General features: G+C 73.6%; 12 protein-coding genes and 1 pseudogene. 8 read left to right on the top strand and 5 right to left on the bottom strand.

All coding sequences use genetic code 11. The features are described 5' to 3' along the window. Positions 1-305 precede the first annotated feature (305 nt). Together ACFYNL_RS20760 and ACFYNL_RS20755 are read right to left on the bottom strand one after the other, a co-directional pair. Positions 306-1,700: a PucR family transcriptional regulator gene (locus ACFYNL_RS20760; protein WP_388805471.1), complete on the bottom strand. Its 1,395-nt coding sequence runs from the start codon at positions 1,698-1,700 to the stop codon at positions 306-308. 221 nt (positions 1,701-1,921) lie between these two features. Further along, positions 1,922-2,126: pseudogene (locus tag ACFYNL_RS20755) on the bottom strand (transposase); the annotation flags it as partial. A 486-nt stretch (positions 2,127-2,612) separates the two neighbouring features. On the opposite strand from ACFYNL_RS20755, the gene ACFYNL_RS20750 reads away from it, so the two are divergent. The 5 genes from ACFYNL_RS20750 to ACFYNL_RS20730 all read left to right on the top strand — a co-directional run bounded on the left by ACFYNL_RS20750 (position 2,613) and on the right by ACFYNL_RS20730 (position 12,123). After that, positions 2,613-3,707 (top strand): glutamate--cysteine ligase, encoded by a 1,095-nt coding sequence (locus tag ACFYNL_RS20750; protein ID WP_388805468.1) that lies wholly within the window; start codon positions 2,613-2,615, stop codon positions 3,705-3,707. Positions 3,708-3,968: 261 nt separating this feature from the next. Beyond that, positions 3,969-5,204, top strand: a complete 1,236-nt coding sequence (locus tag ACFYNL_RS20745) for a glutamate--cysteine ligase (protein WP_388806237.1) — start codon at positions 3,969-3,971, stop codon at positions 5,202-5,204. Positions 5,205-5,351: 147 nt separating this feature from the next. Continuing rightward, entirely contained in the window at positions 5,352-7,136 is a 1,785-nt protein-coding gene (locus tag ACFYNL_RS20740; RefSeq protein ID WP_388805465.1) for an N-acetylglutaminylglutamine amidotransferase, read from the top strand. Continuing rightward, complete coding sequence (locus ACFYNL_RS20735) at positions 7,109-9,364, top strand: S9 family peptidase (protein WP_388805462.1); 2,256 nt, start codon at positions 7,109-7,111, stop codon at positions 9,362-9,364. Before ACFYNL_RS20740 ends, ACFYNL_RS20735 begins: the two co-directional genes overlap by 28 nt. A gap of 638 nt (positions 9,365-10,002) precedes the next feature. Beyond that, positions 10,003-12,123, top strand: coding sequence for a SpoIIE family protein phosphatase (locus tag ACFYNL_RS20730; protein WP_388805460.1), 2,121 nt, complete (start codon positions 10,003-10,005; stop codon positions 12,121-12,123). A 76-nt stretch (positions 12,124-12,199) separates the two neighbouring features. Here the strand turns inward: ACFYNL_RS20730 and ACFYNL_RS20725 are convergent, their stop codons facing one another. The 3 genes from ACFYNL_RS20725 to ACFYNL_RS20715 form a co-directional block, all read right to left on the bottom strand. Beyond that, positions 12,200-12,373, bottom strand: a complete 174-nt coding sequence (locus ACFYNL_RS20725; RefSeq protein ID WP_388805457.1) for a hypothetical protein — start codon at positions 12,371-12,373, stop codon at positions 12,200-12,202. Between the two features lie 252 nt (positions 12,374-12,625). After that, positions 12,626-12,853, bottom strand: a complete 228-nt coding sequence (locus ACFYNL_RS20720) for a DUF6480 family protein (protein ID WP_388805454.1) — start codon at positions 12,851-12,853, stop codon at positions 12,626-12,628. Positions 12,854-12,884: 31 nt separating this feature from the next. Further along, positions 12,885-13,307: a CBS domain-containing protein gene (locus ACFYNL_RS20715; RefSeq protein ID WP_388805451.1), complete on the bottom strand. Its 423-nt coding sequence runs from the start codon at positions 13,305-13,307 to the stop codon at positions 12,885-12,887. A gap of 481 nt (positions 13,308-13,788) precedes the next feature. Between ACFYNL_RS20715 and ACFYNL_RS20710 the strand changes: the two genes are divergently transcribed. The 3 genes from ACFYNL_RS20710 (at position 13,789) to ACFYNL_RS20700 (ending at position 15,867) form a co-directional block, all read left to right on the top strand. After that, positions 13,789-14,196, top strand: a complete 408-nt coding sequence (locus tag ACFYNL_RS20710) for a hypothetical protein (RefSeq protein WP_388805448.1) — start codon at positions 13,789-13,791, stop codon at positions 14,194-14,196. Between the two features lie 108 nt (positions 14,197-14,304). Next, positions 14,305-14,979, top strand: coding sequence for a DUF6766 family protein (locus ACFYNL_RS20705; protein ID WP_388805445.1), 675 nt, complete (start codon positions 14,305-14,307; stop codon positions 14,977-14,979). Positions 14,980-15,108: 129 nt separating this feature from the next. Next, positions 15,109-15,867: an SOS response-associated peptidase gene (locus ACFYNL_RS20700; RefSeq protein ID WP_388805442.1), complete on the top strand. Its 759-nt coding sequence runs from the start codon at positions 15,109-15,111 to the stop codon at positions 15,865-15,867. Positions 15,868-15,938: the final 71 nt, after the last annotated feature.

The following is a 15,938-nucleotide window of genomic DNA, read 5'->3' as shown; positions in this document are numbered from 1 at the left end:
GCAGGGATACGCGCGCATCGCCTGCCTGGGCGATGCCGTGCGCGGGCATTGCCCCTGACGGCATTGCCCCTGATGCGGGCTCACCAGAGCACATACCGACCAGTCAGTCCATGCGCTCAGGGCACGCCGTTGTCCGCTCCCAACGCCGGACGGCGGTGACTGTGCCGATGCCCATCCAGCCGGTCGGAGTGCCGCCCCGGCGCACCGAACGCATGCACGCGGCGGGTACCCCTCGGCTCATGCGCGCGGCGGGTACCCCCCGGCTGACGCATGCGCGCGGCGGGCACCCCTCGGCGCCCGCGGCCTCAGCCGTCCACGTCGCGATCCCAGGTGTCCGCGCAGCCGAGAACGGCCGCGGGGCCGAGCAGTTGGAGAGCGTCGAACGCGAGCGTGAGCTGTACGAGGTCGCGGGGACGGGACAGTTCGAGCCCTGTGAGCTGCTCGAAGCGGCGCAGGCGGTTCAGCACCGTGTTGCGGTGGCACAGCATGTGCCGGGCCGCCTGGACCGCCGAACCACCCTTCTCGATCCACACCCCGAGCGTGTCCATCAGAGTTTCGCGGTCGGCCGGCTCCAGTTCGCACACCGGCCGGAGCACCCGCAGGGCGAGTTCGGCGGACAGGTCGGGACGTGCGACGAGCAGTCCGTCGGGCAGACGGGCATCGAGCCGGGCGATCTCGCCGTCTCCCCGGCAGGTGCGCAGCGCGAGTCCGGCCATGTCCCGCGCCCGGGGCAGGTTCTCCAGACCCTGAACGACGGGGCTGACGCCGATGCGCGTGCCGGGGCCGGGGCCGGGATCGAGGGCGGAGACGAGCGCGTCGAGCGGGCGGTCGCCGAGATGGGCGACGAGCACCTCGCGCCGGCCCCCGGTGTGGCGCAGGATGCGCATGCCGCGGACCTCGGGGACGGCGTCGGGCGCACGGCCGAAGGGGGGCGTGGCCCGTATCTCCGCGACCGCGAAGCGTCCGTCGGGCGGCAGGTCGAGGATCGACGCCGCGTCCCGGATGAAGGCCGGGTCGTCGCGGCTCTCCAGTACGGCGGCGAGGATCAGGCGCACGCGCTCGTCGTGGCGGCTGGCCGCACCCTTGGCGACCTGGCGGTAGGCGTCGGCCAGCAGGACGCAGTCGCGGTCGTTGATCTTCCACACCAGCTCGGCCACCCGCACGAGGTGGCGCCGCTCGCCGAAGCCGTCCCGCTCGGCGGCGCCGACGATCCCGCTCCAGACCTCCGATCCGGCCACTCGGAAGGCGTGCAGCACCTCGTCGAGGGGGCGGCTCTCCTCGGCCCGGCGGATGCCGAGCTCACGTGTGTAGCGCTCGACGTTCACGATCCGGCCCGGGTCGAGGGCGGCCTCCAGGGTGATGCGTACGCCCTTGTGCACGGACAGCGGCAGATCGGGCGGCGCGAGCACCGGGTCGGCGTAGTACGGCACCTCGGCGCGGATCCGGTCCACCACGGTGCCGCTGAACGCCTGGCCGCGCCCGAGGAGATGTCGGCAGGCGTGGTCGAAGAGCTGGTGCGGCGAGAGCTCGTCGGCGGAGTCGGGCGGAGGCGGCGGCGATGCGACGACCGCGGCGCCACGAGGGGGACCGGCGGCGACGCCAGGTCGCGGACCGGCGGGGTCGGCGGGGTCGGCGGGGTCGTCGGGGGTGGCGGTGGCGGCGCGGGGGCGGACCGCGCCATGGATGGAACCTGTGTGCATGGACCCTCCAGACGGACAGGGCGTGCGAGAACACCATGGCGGGTCGCCATGTCTTGCGCTGCGCAGGTTTCGCAGGGATGGCTCCATCGGCCGGCGATCGGCGGGTGCTGATGGAGCGCACTTCCAGGAAGCCGCATGCTAAGCAGTCGGTCACCGAGTGTGCCGAGACCTCTGTCAAATCGTGATGATCCGCGCGAGCCGGAAAGAGACTGCCGGCCGGAGATGGTGCGGGCGATGTCCGCGATGACGGCCGCATCGCGAGCCTCGGTCCCGGCCTCGCCCGGGTGGAGGTCCCGATCCGCCGCATCGCCGGGCCCGGTAGGTGGGCGACCTGGTGTCCCGTGTCGTGGGCCACCGTCTGCGGGGCGGCGTCGAGCGAGGCCGACTGGTCCACGACGGCCAGGCGGTGCCGAACTTCTCGCGGAGCATGCCGGGCCCGGGCGGCGGCCGTCGGCGGCCCTCTTGCGGGACCGCGAAGAACACGACGGGGCCTCGCAGGCCGTGGGCGGGAAACGGCGGCATGCATGCCGTGGCGGCGTCCGTAACCGGTGGGAGGCGCCGAGTGGCTCGGCAGTTCGAGGCGCGCGGCGCCGCCCTCGCGGCGGCGACCCGCGGTCGCCGCGCTCGCCGACGGCCCTGTCCGCTTCGACGGCGACCGGCGGCAGGTACCCGCGGGACCATCGGCCCGGACCGCTCCCGCGCACCGGTACGGGTCGTGGCGATCGCACAGGGACGCCTCCCGAACCGGTCTGCAGCCCGCATGGGCTGTTATGTCCTGGTTTGACCGGGCGGTGGTCGCGGCACTCGGGTATCCCCTGAGTGCCCCGTGCCGAGGTGACCATCGCTGCGGGAAGCGCGCCCACCGGGCGTGTCGGGATCCGACCGGCAGCCGGGCGGAACAGAAGGTGGTCGATGACGACGGTCGGCGTGGAAGAGGTGTACCTGCTGCTCGACCCGGTCACGGGCCTGCCGGTGCCCCAGGCGGACAAGGTGTGCGCCTCGGCGGACGTGGCCCGTCTGGTGGCGGACCAGGAGGTGCAGCACGAGCTGCTCCAGGCCCAGGTCGAGGTGGCCGTCCCGCCGTGCCACACGCTGGAGGAGGTCGGAGGGCACCTGCTGCGTCTGCGGCACGCCGTGGGAGTGGCCGCGGAGGAGCACGGCTGCCGGCTGGCGGCCTGCGGCACCTCGCCCCTGCGGCACGGCCGGCCGGTGGCCGTCACCGACGAGGCCCGGTACCGGGCCATGGTCGCCCAGGCCCCGCAGCTGGTGGCGGAACAGCTGGTCAACGGCATGCACGTGCACGTCGCCGTCCCCGACCGCGAGGCCGGTGTGCAGGTCCTGAACCGGATCCGGGTCTGGCTGCCGACGCTGACCGCGATGTCCGCGAACTCCCCGCTCTGGGACGGCCACGACACCGGCTTCGCGAGCTGGCGCACGGTGATCTCCAGCCGTTGGCCGGTCAGCGGCATACCCCCGTCCTTCCGCGATGCCGAGGACTACGGGCGGCGGGTGCGCGGACTGCTGGACGCCGGTCTGATCGCCGACACCGGCCAGCTGTACTGGCAGGCCCGGCTGTCGGCCGCGGAGCCCGTCGTCGAGGTGCGCTGCATGGACGTACAGCTCGGCGTGGACGAGGCGGTCATGCTCGCCGGGAGCGTCCGGGCCCTGGTGGAGACCGCCCTGACCGAGGCGGACGCCGGGGCGCCCGTGCGGGACCGCCCGCCGGAGCTGCTCCACGCCGCCCTGTGGCACGCCGCCCGGCACGGCCTCGGCGACACCCTCGTCGACCCCGCCGGCACTCTGCAGCGGGCCGGGGACGTGCTGTACGAGTTTCAGCGGCACGTCGGTCACGCCCTGGAGGCGTCGGGGGACACACGTCAGGTCACGTCCCTGATCCACCGGCTGCTGCAGAACGGCACCGGAGCGGACCGTCAGCGCGCGGCCCTCGCCGAGGGGGGCCTGCGGGCCGTGACCGACCTGATAGGCGTCCAGAGCACCATGCCGTGAGGGGGTCGCCGGCTCGCGGTCGTGACGGGGTCGCCGGCTCACGGTCCCAGGGTCCGGGCGGTCGGGTCGCGGCGGCGGGGCGCGCCCGTCGGGGCGGCGCACACCTCGCTCATCTGCGCAAACCGCATCCCGGACGTGCGACGCGGGCTTACCTGGCCGAGAGTGGGGAACTCAGAGCACACCACATGCCGCCCCTCCGCCCGGGGCCGGGTCACCACCTCCCCGCGGCAGGCGCTCTGATTCCGAGGAGTGAACGTGACCATGCGCATCGGAGTGGAGGAGGAGTTCCACATCGTCGAGGTCGAGAGCGGGCTGCTCGTGCCGCGGGCCGACGCGATCCTGCGCCGGGCCGCCGGCCGGACCTTCCAGACCGAACTGCATCAGTGCACCGTGGAGTCCAACAGCGCGGTGCACACGTCCCTGCACGCGCTGTACGACGACCTCATCGGCATGAGACGGCGACTGGACGCGGCCGCCTCCTCCCTGGGGCTGGCCGTCGTGGCCGCCGGTACGGCCCCGCTGGCCCCCGCGGACCCGGCGCACCTCACCGCCGATGCCCGCTACCGCCACATGGCCGAGGAGTACCGCAAGGTCGCCGACGAGCAGCTCATCTGCGGCGCCCAGGTCCACGTGGACGTGCCCGACCGCGACACCGCCGTCCGCGTCATGTGCGAGGTATCGCCCTGGCTGCCGGTCCTCCTGGCCGTCTCCGCCAGTTCGCCCTTCTGGCAGGGCGCGGACACGGGGTACGCGAGCTGGCGGACCCTGCTGTGGCAGCGCTGGCCCACCGCGGGGCCGGTCGGCTGCTACGCCGGTGCGGCCGAGTACGACGCGGCGGTGGAGGAGTTCGTGCGGTCCGGGGTCATCAGCGACGCCGGGATGATCTACTACGACGTCCGCCCCTCGGCCCATCTGCCGACGCTGGAACTGCGCGTGTGCGACGCCTGCCCGCGCCCGGAGACGGTCGTGCTCATCGCCGGGCTCTACCGTGCTCTGGTGGCCACGGCCCTCGAACGGCTGGACCAGGGTGCCGCCCGGGCGTGCGGGGGCCGGCACGAGTGGCTGCGGGGTGCCACATGGCGTGCGGCCCGGTCGGGTCTGGAGGGCGCGCTGGTGGACCCCGAGACCCACCAGGAGGCACCGGCGCCCCGGGTCGTGCGGAAGCTGCTCACGCGACTGCGGCCCGCGCTGGAGGCCCAGGGGGACTGGCAGACCGTCCGGGCGCTGACCGAGGCGGCCCTCGCGGACGGAAGCGCCGCCCAGCGCATGCGCCGCGCGGCCCAGCGCGAGGATCTGCTGCGCTGCGTCGACATGCTGATCGCCGAGACGCGCGGAGAACGCGTCGGGGGCGAGCGTGGCGGCCACGGGCACCGCAGGACGGTGTCGCCGGGACGCAGGTTCACCTCGGCCGTAGTCCCGGGGTGTTCCTCCTCGCTCGCCGACCCCCGGTCGTCGATCGGCACGTCGCGCCGGCACGGGCAGTCGCCGCCCCCGTGAGTGGAACGGTTGTCCGAAGAAAGGTTTCGTCACAGGGAAGGGTTTCGTGATGTCTCGTACCACCCCCCAGGTCCCTCCCGGGGGCCGCGCCCCTACGCCCGTGCCCTCGCACGTAGTCGCCGGTGCGCAGAAGGGAGGCGAGACATCATGTGTGGCTTGAGCGGGGAGGTCCGCTTCGACGGCGGGCGAGCAGACCTGGCGGCCGTGGGGCGCATGACCGACCGGGTCGCCGCCCGAGGACCCGACGGAGAGGGCACCTGGACGAACGGCCCCGTCGCGCTGGGACACCGGCGACTGAAGATCATCGACCTCACGGACCGCGGAGCCCAGCCGATGACCGACCCCCGGGGAGAGGTCACGGGCGTCTTCAACGGGTGCGTCTACAACCATCCCGAACTGCGCGAGGAACTGCGCGGCCTCGGGCACCGCTTCGAGTCGACGTCGGACACCGAGGTGGTGCTCAAGGCGTACCAGCAGTGGGGCACCGCCTGCGTCGAGCACTTCCGCGGCATGTTCGCCTTCGTCCTCGTCGAGCACCGCACCGGCCGGGTCGTCCTCGCCCGGGACCGGCTCGGCATCAAGCCCCTGTACCTGGCCCGCACCCCGGGCCGGCTGCGGTTCGCCTCGACACTCCCCGCGCTCCTCGCCGCCGGAGACGTGGACACCTCGCTCGATCCGGTCGCCCTCCACCACTACCTGAGCTGGCACGCCACGGTCCCGGCACCGCACACCGTCCTCAACGGGGTGCGCAAGCTCCCGCCCGCCACCGTGCGGGTCGTCGAACCCGACGGCACCCATCGGGACCACCGCTACTGGCAGCCCTCCTACACCCGCCGGGCCGAGTACGCCGGCATGGGCGCCGACGAATGGCGCGACGCGGTACTGGACGCCCTGCGCACGGCCGTGCGCCGCAGGATGGTGTCCGACGTGGAGGTCGGTGTCCTGCTCTCCGGCGGCCTCGACTCCAGCCTGATCGTCGCGCTGCTGGCCGACGAGGGCCAGCGTGACCTGATGACGTTCAGCGTCGGGTTCGAGACCGAAGGCGGCGAGAAGGGCGACGAGTTCCGGTACTCGGACCTGGTGGCCCGCGAGTTCGGGACCGACCACCGGCAGCTGCTGGTGCCCTCCGACCGGGTGTCGACGGCACTGGACGGCGCGGTCGCCGCGATGAGCGAACCGATGGTCAGCCACGACGTGGTCGCCTTCTACCTGCTGTCCGAGCAGGTGTCCAAGGAGGTGAAGGTCGTGCAGAGCGGGCAGGGAGCCGACGAGGTCTTCGCCGGCTACCACTGGTACCCGCAGCTCGCGGAGGTCTCCCGCGAGGACGAGCCGCAGCGCTACGCCGAGACGTACTTCGACCGGTCGCACGCCGACCTGGCCCGGATCCTGCACCCGGACCTGCTGCCCGCCGACGACGTCTCCGGCCGCTTCGTGCGCGAGCACATGGCGGTCCCGGGCGCCGAGACCGCGCTGGACGCGGCCCTGCGGCTGGACACGCACGTCATGCTCGTGGACGACCCCGTCAAGCGCGTCGACAACATGACCATGTCCTGGGGGCTCGAAGCCCGGGTGCCCTTCCTCGACCACGAACTGGTCGAACTCGCGGCCGCCTGCCCGCCGGAGCTGAAACTGGCCGACGGGGGCAAGGGTGTGCTGAAGGAGGCGGGCCGCAAGCTCCTGCCGCGCGAAGTCGTCGACCGGCCCAAGGGCTACTTCCCGGTGCCGGCCATCCGGCACATGGCGGGTCCCGTCCTGGAACGCGTGCGCGCCGCGCTCGCGGCACCCGAGGCGACACGACGCGGCGTGTTCGAGGAGTCGTACGTGGCCGAACTCCTCGCGGCACCCGACGAGCACCGGACCAGGCGGGGCGCGAACGCCCTGTGGCAGATAGCTTTGCTGGAGATATGGCTGCAGACCCACGGAATCAAGTGACCGACGGCCGGAACGTGCGGACCGTGCACGACTCCTCGCCCCCGCTCGCTCCTTCCGGGGCGTTCGACCCGGCTTCCGCGCAGGTCCAGGACGGCCCGCCGGGGGACCGGTACGACGCCGCCCGCGCCGCGGCCCCGGAGCCGGTGGCGCTGCCCGGGGCCGGCGGCCCGCGCGACGCCGTCACACGGCTGCGGGCGCACGGCTGCTGGTATCCGTCGGGCGACGCCGACGGCACCGAGACGGCCTTCATCTGCGACCGGGGCGGCGTTCCCCAGCTCTGGGCGGGTTCCGTCCACAGCGACGACGTGCGGCTGCTCGACTCCTCGCCCGACCCCGTCAAGGAGGTCTCCTGGTCACCCGACGGCCGCTGGATCGCGTACACCACCGCCCCGGGCGGCGGTGAGCACTCGCGGGTGCTGTGCGTGCGGCCCGACGGCACCGGCCGGCGCATCCTGGCGGGCGCCGACCCGGCCAGTTCCGCCTATCTGGGCTGCTGGGCGCACGACGGCTCGTCCGTCGCCGTCACCGTCGCGGCACCGGCAGCCCCCGTGTACGGCGGCTTCACGGCGGCCGCCCCGACACCACCGGAACCGGCCGACGGGTATCCCACCGGCCTCCGCCGCGCTTCCGACTGGGCGGAGCGGGACGGCCACGCGACCCTGCTCGGACCAGCCACCCACGACGCGGCCCCGGTGACGCAGCCGGGCGGATCACCGGTCGTCGTCGCCTCCCTCGGTGACTCGTCCGCGGCGGCCCCGGCGACCCGGCGCGACGGCGGCCTGTCGGTCTACCTGATCGATCCCGACGGTCTGGCCTCCCCCGTCCTGCTCACCACGGAGACCCACGCCGCCTCCCTGCGCGTGTGCGACATCAGCCATGACGGCAGCCTTGCGCTGCTGCGCCGAGGACCCCGCGGACGGCGGGAGGCGGTCGTCCGGCGCACCGCCGACTCGGCGATCACCTTCGCCATGCCGGTCGCCGACGGCGACCCGTGGATCGGCCGGTTCTCTCCCGACGGACGGACCCTGTGGCTGCGCAGCAACGCAGACCGGGAGTACGCGGCGCTCCTCGCGGTCGCCCTCGACCCCGACGGCGGGGCGCGCGACGTGTCCGTCGTGGCGGAACGCACGGGAAGCGACCTCGAACTCCTGGCACTGGCGCACGACGGCCGTACGGCCGCGCTGGCGTGGAACGTGCAGGGAGCGAGCGAACTCGAACTCGTCGAGACCTTCCCGGCCGCCCGGGCCCCGGACCGCACCGGCCCGCTGCGGCCCGTCCCGCTGCCCCACGAGGTCGTCACACGCATCACCCCCGCCGGCACCGGCCGCCTGCTGCTCGCGCTGTCCGGGTCGCAACGCCGGCCGGGCGTCTGGTGGGCCCACGAAGGCGTCTCCCTGCTGCGCACCCCCTGGTCCTCCCAGGACGAGGACGCCGTCCCACCGGGCCGCCCACCCGTACGCCCCGTCCCCCTGCGCCTCACGGCGAGGGACGGGCTGCCCCTGGGCGGCTGGTACTACCGAGCCCCGGGGCGGGGTCCGGACGAGCCGGCTCCGTGTGTCATCCACCTGCACGGCGGCCCCGAAGAACAGGAACGGCCCGTCTTCAGCCCGCTCTACCACGAGCTGGTCGGCCGCGGCCTGGACATCTTCGCCCCCGACGTCCGGGGCTCCCTGGGGCACGGCCGGTCGTTCGTCGACGCCGATCTCGGCGCGGGCCGCTTCGCGGCGTTCGACGACGTCGCCGACTGCGCGGCCCACGCGGTCGTCGCGGGGCCCGCCGACCCCACACGGCTCGCGGTCATGGGGCGTTCCTACGGCGGCTATCTGACGTTCGCCTCCGCCGTGTGGCACCCGGATCTGTTCCGCACCGGAGTCGCCGTCTGCGGCATGTCGGACTTCCTCACCTTCTTCGCCGGGACCGAGCCCTGGATCGCCGAATCGGCGGCCCACAAATACGGTCACCCTGAACGCGACCGGGACCTGCTGCGCTCCCTGTCCCCGATGAGCCGCATCGACGCGCTCCGCGTCCCGCTGCTCGCCGTCCACGGGGAGCACGACACCAACGTGCCGCCGGGGGAATCCCAGCAGTTCGTGCGCGCCGCACGTGAACGGGGCGTGGAGGCCGAACTGCTCACCCTGCGCGACGAGGGCCACGACTTCCTGCGCGCCGAGAACAGGCGCCTGTTCCGCCGGGCCGCCGCCGACTGGCTGGAACGGCACCTGTACTGAGGCCGCCGCGACGCGCCGCCGCGCCGCGGGCGCCACGTTTCGCGACACCGCGCACCTGACTGAGCGCTGGGACGGCACATCCCGGCCCGCGTACAGGCCCTCGCGTCGGGGCTGCGTACCTGGCCGGGCACTGGGACCGCACATCCGTGTGCCGCCGCTCGCCCTCGCGTCGGGGCTGCGCATGGGGCTGCGCGCCTGGCGGGGCGCTGGGACCGCACATCCCGGCCTGTACAGGCCCTCGCGTCGGGAGCGAGCGTGTGCCGCCGCTCGCCCTCGCGTCGGGGCCGCGCATGGGGCTGCGCGCCTGGCCGGGCACTGGGACCGCACATCCGGCCCGCGCATGGGGCTCCCGCTCCGGGATCGCGCACCGGGCTGCGCGCCTGGCCGCCCGCCGGGAGCGGGTTCCGCCGCCCCGCGCATAGACCCCCCGCGCACGTCCTCCGCGCACAGCCCCTGCGCTGGGACCGCGCACCGGGCTGCACATCCTCCGCGCACAGCCCCCGCGCTGGGACCGCGCACCGGCCCCGGGCCCCACCCCGACCGCGTGCCTGCCGCCCCGCATCGGCGTAACGTCCTGACATGGGTGAGTTCGGGTGCTTGCGGCGTCCGGGTACGGCGCCCCGAGGGGAGCGGCTGGCATGACCAGCAAGGGCGATACGGCCTCGGACACCGGACCGCTGGACGCCGTGTTCGCGGAGACGGTGCGCCGCACGGGCGCGTCCATCGGGGCCCTGTACCTGCTCGCACCGGATGAGCAGCACCTTTTCCTCGACGTGCTGTGCGGGGCGCCGGCCGAGATCGCGGCGCCGTGGGCGCGAATCTCGCTCACCGCTCCGGCCCCGGTGGCCGAGGCGGTGCGCGAGGACCGCCTGGTGTGGGCGGGCAGCCAGGACGAGCTGGCCCGCACCTATCCGAGGACCGCCATGGCGCTGCCGTACCCGCTGGCACTGGCCGCGGCACCGGTCGTCGGCGTGCGCAGGTGGGGAGCGCTGCTGCTGATGTGGCCGGCCACCCGACCCCCGTACATGACCCAGCGGGAGCGGGGGAACATCACCTCCAGCTGCCGGCGCCTGGCCCGGCTCCTGGAGGAGGTCCTCGCGGACGGACGGATCCGGGCCCCGCACGAGGGACCGCGCGTGATCTCCGCCGGACTGGGCCGTGCGCCGACGGGCCAGACGAGGGCCGCCGACGACTTCGTGGAGCGGCTGCCGGGCGGCAGCTGCTCCCTCGACCTGGAGGGGCGCTTCGCCTACCTCGACTCCGGCGCCTGCGAGTTGCTCGGCCGCGAGGCCGAACAGCTGCTGGGCACCCTGCCCTGGCAGTCCCTGCGCTGGCTCGACGACCCCGCGTACGAGGACCGTTACCGCGCCGCGGTGATCACCCGTGAGCCCGTCGCCTTCACCGCGTGCCGCCCGCCGGACCACTGGCTGGACTTCCATCTCTATCCGGACGACAGCGGCATCAGCGTCCGTATCGTGCCCACCGGTGGCCGCCACGCCCCGCCGTCACCGGCCCCTCGCGAGAGCGCCGGTGCGCAGGCCCGCGCGGCCCGGCTCTACCAGCTCACACACCTGTCCGCCGCGCTGACCGAGGTCGTCGGCGTCCAGGACGTCGTCGACGTGGTCGCCGACCAGATCATGCCCGCCTTCGGCGCCCGCTCCCTGGTTCTGTCCAGCGCCGACGCCGGGCGGCTGCGGATCACCGGATACCGCGGATACACCCCGGAGGCCATCGAGCGCCTGGACGGGCTCCCGCTCGACACCGCCTTCACCCCGGCAGGGCAGGCTCTCAGCAGCGGCGTCCCCGCCTTCTTCGCCAGCCAGGAGGAGATGGGGCGCGCCTACCCGGACGCCCTGCTGGTCAGCGGCAAGCACGCCTGGGCCTTTCTGCCGCTGATCGTCTCCGGCCGGCCCGTCGGCTGCTGCATCCTCTCCTACGACCGGCCCCATGACTTCCCCGCCGAGGAACGGGCGGTCCTGACCTCGCTCGCCGGCCTCATCGCCCAGGCCCTGGACCGCGCCCGCCTCTACGACACCAAACACGACCTCGCCCACAGCCTCCAGCAGGCGCTCCTCCCGCACACCCTCCCCCCGGTCCCCGGCCTGCGGGTGGCCGCCCGCTACCTGCCGGCCACCCGGGGCATGGACATCGGCGGGGACTTCTACGACCTCATCCGGCTCGGCGACACCGCGGTGGCCGCCGTCATCGGCGACGTCCAGGGCCACGACGCGGCCGCCGCCGCCCTGATGGGGCAGGTCCGCACCGCCGTCCACGCCCATGCGGCGCACGGCGCGACTCCGGACCGGGTACTCGCCGCGACCAACCGACTCCTCGTCGACCTCGGCACCGAGCTGTTCACCAGCTGCCTCTACGCCCGCCTCGACTTCGCCGCCCGCCGGGTGGCCCTGGCCAGCGCCGGTCATCCCCCACCCCTCCTGCGCCTGCCCGACCACGGGACCCGCACCCTCGACGTGCCGCCGGGGCCGCTTCTGGGCGTCGACCCCGGCGCGGTCTATCCCGTGACCGACATCCCGCTCACGGCGGGTCTCATGCTCGTCTTCTACACCGACGGTCTCGTCGAGACACCCGGAGTGGACCTCGACGACTCGATCACCGACCTCGCCCGAGACCTCGCCGAAGCCGACATCCACGACCTGGACCGGCTCATCGACACCCTCGTGGGAAGGGCGGGAAGCAACTGGCAGCGCACCGACGACGTGGCGCTGCTCGTCCTGCACCACACCGCGGACCGGCCGTGAAGGCGACCGAGGGCGGGGCGGCCGACGGTCCGAGGCCGGGTTCGACGGCGGGGCAAAAGCCCCGGAAGGGCTCGGGTCAGTCCTCGCCGCGCACGACGTTCCATTCGTCCCCGCGTCGCTCCTGACCCTCGTCGCCGTCGAGCCTCGCGCGTACCCAGGTACGCAGGCACTGGCCGCGCAGGCGGCGTGCGGTGGCCCATCCCGTCTCGGGTCGGCGGACGGTGGTCGTCTTCTCGGCTTGCGCGGTCACGGCGGTTCATCTGCTTTCTGTCTCCGGACCTCGCGGTCCGGTTCGTGCGGTCCCACTTCGGACACCGTCACCGGGTGTCCGCGCTCCGCCGCGGGAAACACCGGCCCGGCCGCAGGCGCCCCCGCGGGCACGCGAAAGCGAGGAGTCGGGCCAAGGACGAGCGGACCGGCTCCTCGTGTTCGACGTGCCACCGGCTGCACCGGAGGCGGGGGACCCGCCCTCCGGGCGGACCACGGGCTTTGCGGCCACGATCTAGGCGATCAGCGTCACCGCCATGGCGATCAGGCCGATCGCGACCAGCGCCACCACCACCATGATCAGGACGAGGGGCATGGGGCCCCAGCCCCTGCGCAGCTCGGTCTGCGGATGGGAGATGCCGGAGGTGCTGCCCGCCTCGGCCGGTGGCGTCTCACCGGGTGGCACCCCGCTTCCAGGTTCGAGTCCCGGCGTTCGTGACGGCTCGGGATCGGGGCTTGTCATGGCCCACCCTCCTCTCGGTTCCGGGGGCGGTTCACCGGTTGGGCGGCGTGGAACTGATGTCGCCGAGGGCCGAGTCGGGGTCCCGCTCGATGGCGAGGTCACCGATGGAGACGATGCCCACCGGGTGGCTCTCGCGGTCGACGACCGGCACCCGCCGCACGGAGTGCTCGCGCATCACCCGTACCGCGACGATCAGGTCGTCGTCGGGCCCGACCGTGACGAGGTCCTCGCTGCACGCCTCGGCCACGGTCGTACGGTCCGGGTCGCTGCCCTCGGCCATCGCGCGTATCACCAGGTCACGGTCGCTGACCAGCCCGCGCAGCCGCTCGCCCTCGGTGACCAGCACGGCGCCGATGTCCTCGTCGCGCATCATCCGGGCCACCGCCTGCACCGAGGTCTGCGGTTCGACGGTCGCGGGGTCGGTCGTCATGACGTCGCGGACATGCTGAGTCATGGGAACGTCCCTCCGTGGACTCGGGCGGTGCCACTCACCGCCGTGCAGCCGCCGAGTACCCGCGGACGACAGGGGCTTTCACGTCCTCGGCGACGGGTATCCGGCAAGACTCGTCACGGTGCGGGGAACCGCGAGGGGGTCGGAGTGCGCCGATACCACGGTCGGCCCACGGAGCCGGGACACCGGCGTCGGTGTCATGGCCGCGGTGCCCGTCACTTCGACGCGGCAGGTGACGCGTCGCGCGAGCAGCGTGCCTCGGCGCGGCGGCGGTGACCGGCCGCCGGCCCACCGGCAACGGCCTTCGCATGCCGCCCGGCTGAGGCGGCACCGGCCCGCGCCCCCCGATCACCCGCGCGCACGCCGTCACCGTGCGGCATGTGGACGCGTCGTCGATGCTGGTCGTCCACGCCCGGAGATCACGTGCTCCCCACCCCGGAGTGCGCGACCACCGAGGTAACGACGTGAGCGGAAACGATGCGCGATGTCGATCAGCAGATGGTGCCGCTGCGTACTGGTGGCCGCCCTGGCCGCGGCGGCCGCCTGCGGCGCTCCGAGCGAGCGCACCGCGGGTGCGTCCGCCGCCGCGACGGGGTTCACCGACGCGGTGCGGCGCTCCGACGGCGGACGGGCATGCGCGCTGCTGGCTCCGCGCACCCGGGAGGAACTGGAGCAGTCCGAGCGGACGACGTGCGACCGGGCGGTGCTCCAGGAGCAGCTGCCGGCCGGAGCCACCGTGCGCGGCGTCGACGTCTACGGCGATCGGGCCCGGGTGCTCCTGTCCGGGGACACCCTCTTCCTGGCCCGCTTCCCGTCCGGCTGGAAGGTCGTCGCCGCCGGCTGCACACCCCGTCCCGAGCGGCCGTACGACTGCACGGTCGAAGGCGGGTGAGGGCACCGATGCGGACCATGTTCACCCTGTGCCTGCTGCTGGTGATCGGGGGCCTCGCCTACTTCACGGCGGTGGGACTGATGCACCGATGACGGCGGGGTGAGCCACATGCGTCGCTTTCTGCGCGAGAACGGCCTGAGCCTGGCCTTCGGCGTCGGCTTCCTGCTGGCCCTGCTCGGCCAGGCGATCGCGGGCCACGCCGACTTCAACAACCGGCTCGTCAGCGACGGCATGGCGCCGATCGGCATCGGCGCCTACCTGACCTCCTCGGACTTCGCCGTGGACGTGACGGAGAACTGGCAGTCGGAGTATCTGCAGTTCTTCCTCTACGTCTTCGTCACCGTGTGGCTGCTGCAGCGCGGTTCACCGGAGTCCAAGGAGCTGGACAGGGCGGGCCCGGAGTCGGACCGGGACCAGCTCGTGGGCGCGTACGCCCCGGGGAGCGCGCCGCGCTGGGCGCGGGTCGGCGGCTGGCGCCAGGCGCTGTACTCCCGGTCCCTCGGCCTGGTGATGGGCGCCTTGTTCCTGCTCTCCTGGCTGGCCCAGTCCGTCGCCGGCACCGCCGCCTACAACGAGGAACAGCTGCGCGACCTCCAGGCCCCCGTCACCTGGGCCCAGTACGTGGCCTCCGCCGACTTCTGGAACCGCACCCTGCAGAACTGGCAGTCGGAGCTGCTCGCGGTGGCCTCCATGGTGGTCCTGTCGATCTACCTGCGCCAGCGCGGCTCCCCCGAGTCCAAGCCGGTGGGCGCCGCGCACACCGCGACCGGCGTGGAGGGCTGAGGGGACGCGCCCCCCTCGCGGACCTCGACCTGTTGATCAGGAGCCTGTCGCCGCAAAGGCGCTGCCCGTCGCCGCAGGTGCTGACCAGCCTGTGAGGACCGGCCGGGCGGACCGTGGCACAGTGGCGGTATGTGCGGCCGCTATGCCTCCACCCGCAGCCCCGAGGACCTGGCCAGGCTGTTCCGGGTCTCCGACTGGCGTCCGGAGGAGACCCTGGCGCCCAGCTGGAACGTGGCGCCCACCGACGAGGTGTACGCGGTCCTGGAGCGCACGCCGCGCGACGCGGGCGAGGGCGAGCCGGCGCGGCGCGGGCTGCGACCGCTGCGGTGGGGCCTGGTGCCCTCCTGGGCGAAGGACACGAAGATCGGTGCGAGGCTGATCAACGCGCGCGTGGAGACCGTGCACGAGAAGCCCGCCTTCCGCCGTGCCTTCGCCGGACGCCGCTGCCTGCTCCCGGCCGACGGGTTCTACGAGTGGGACGAGATCAAGGACGGCACGTCGGGCAAGGTACGCAAGCAGCCGTACTTCATCCACCCGCAGGACGGGCAGGTGATGGCCCTCGCCGGTCTGTACGAGTACTGGCGCGACCCGCGCGTCAAGGACGCGGACGACCCCGCCGCCTGGCTGCTGACCTGCACGATCATCACCACCGAGGCCACCGACGCGGCCGGCCGCATCCACCCCCGGATGCCGCTCGCGCTCACCCCGGACCACTACGACGCCTGGCTCGACCCCCACCACCGGGACACCGGCGATCTGCGTGCGCTGCTCTCCCCGCCGGCCGGCGGGCACCTGGCCGCCCGGCCCGTCTCGCCCGCCGTCAACAGCGTGCGCAACAACGGCCCGCAGCTCCTGGACGAGGTGCCCGCGCCTGAAGGCTCAAGGTGAGTTCTCGGTAAGGGCTGCCCTGCCGGACGACAGGAAGACGCTTCTGACATCCGTTTTCATCTAGCGTGGAT

This window comes from Streptomyces sp. NPDC007808, from assembly GCF_042868655.1.
Lineage (GTDB): Bacteria > Actinomycetota > Actinomycetes > Streptomycetales > Streptomycetaceae > Streptomyces.
Note: the sequence above shows the minus strand (reverse complement) of the source record. Positions and strands in the feature narration are given on the sequence as shown.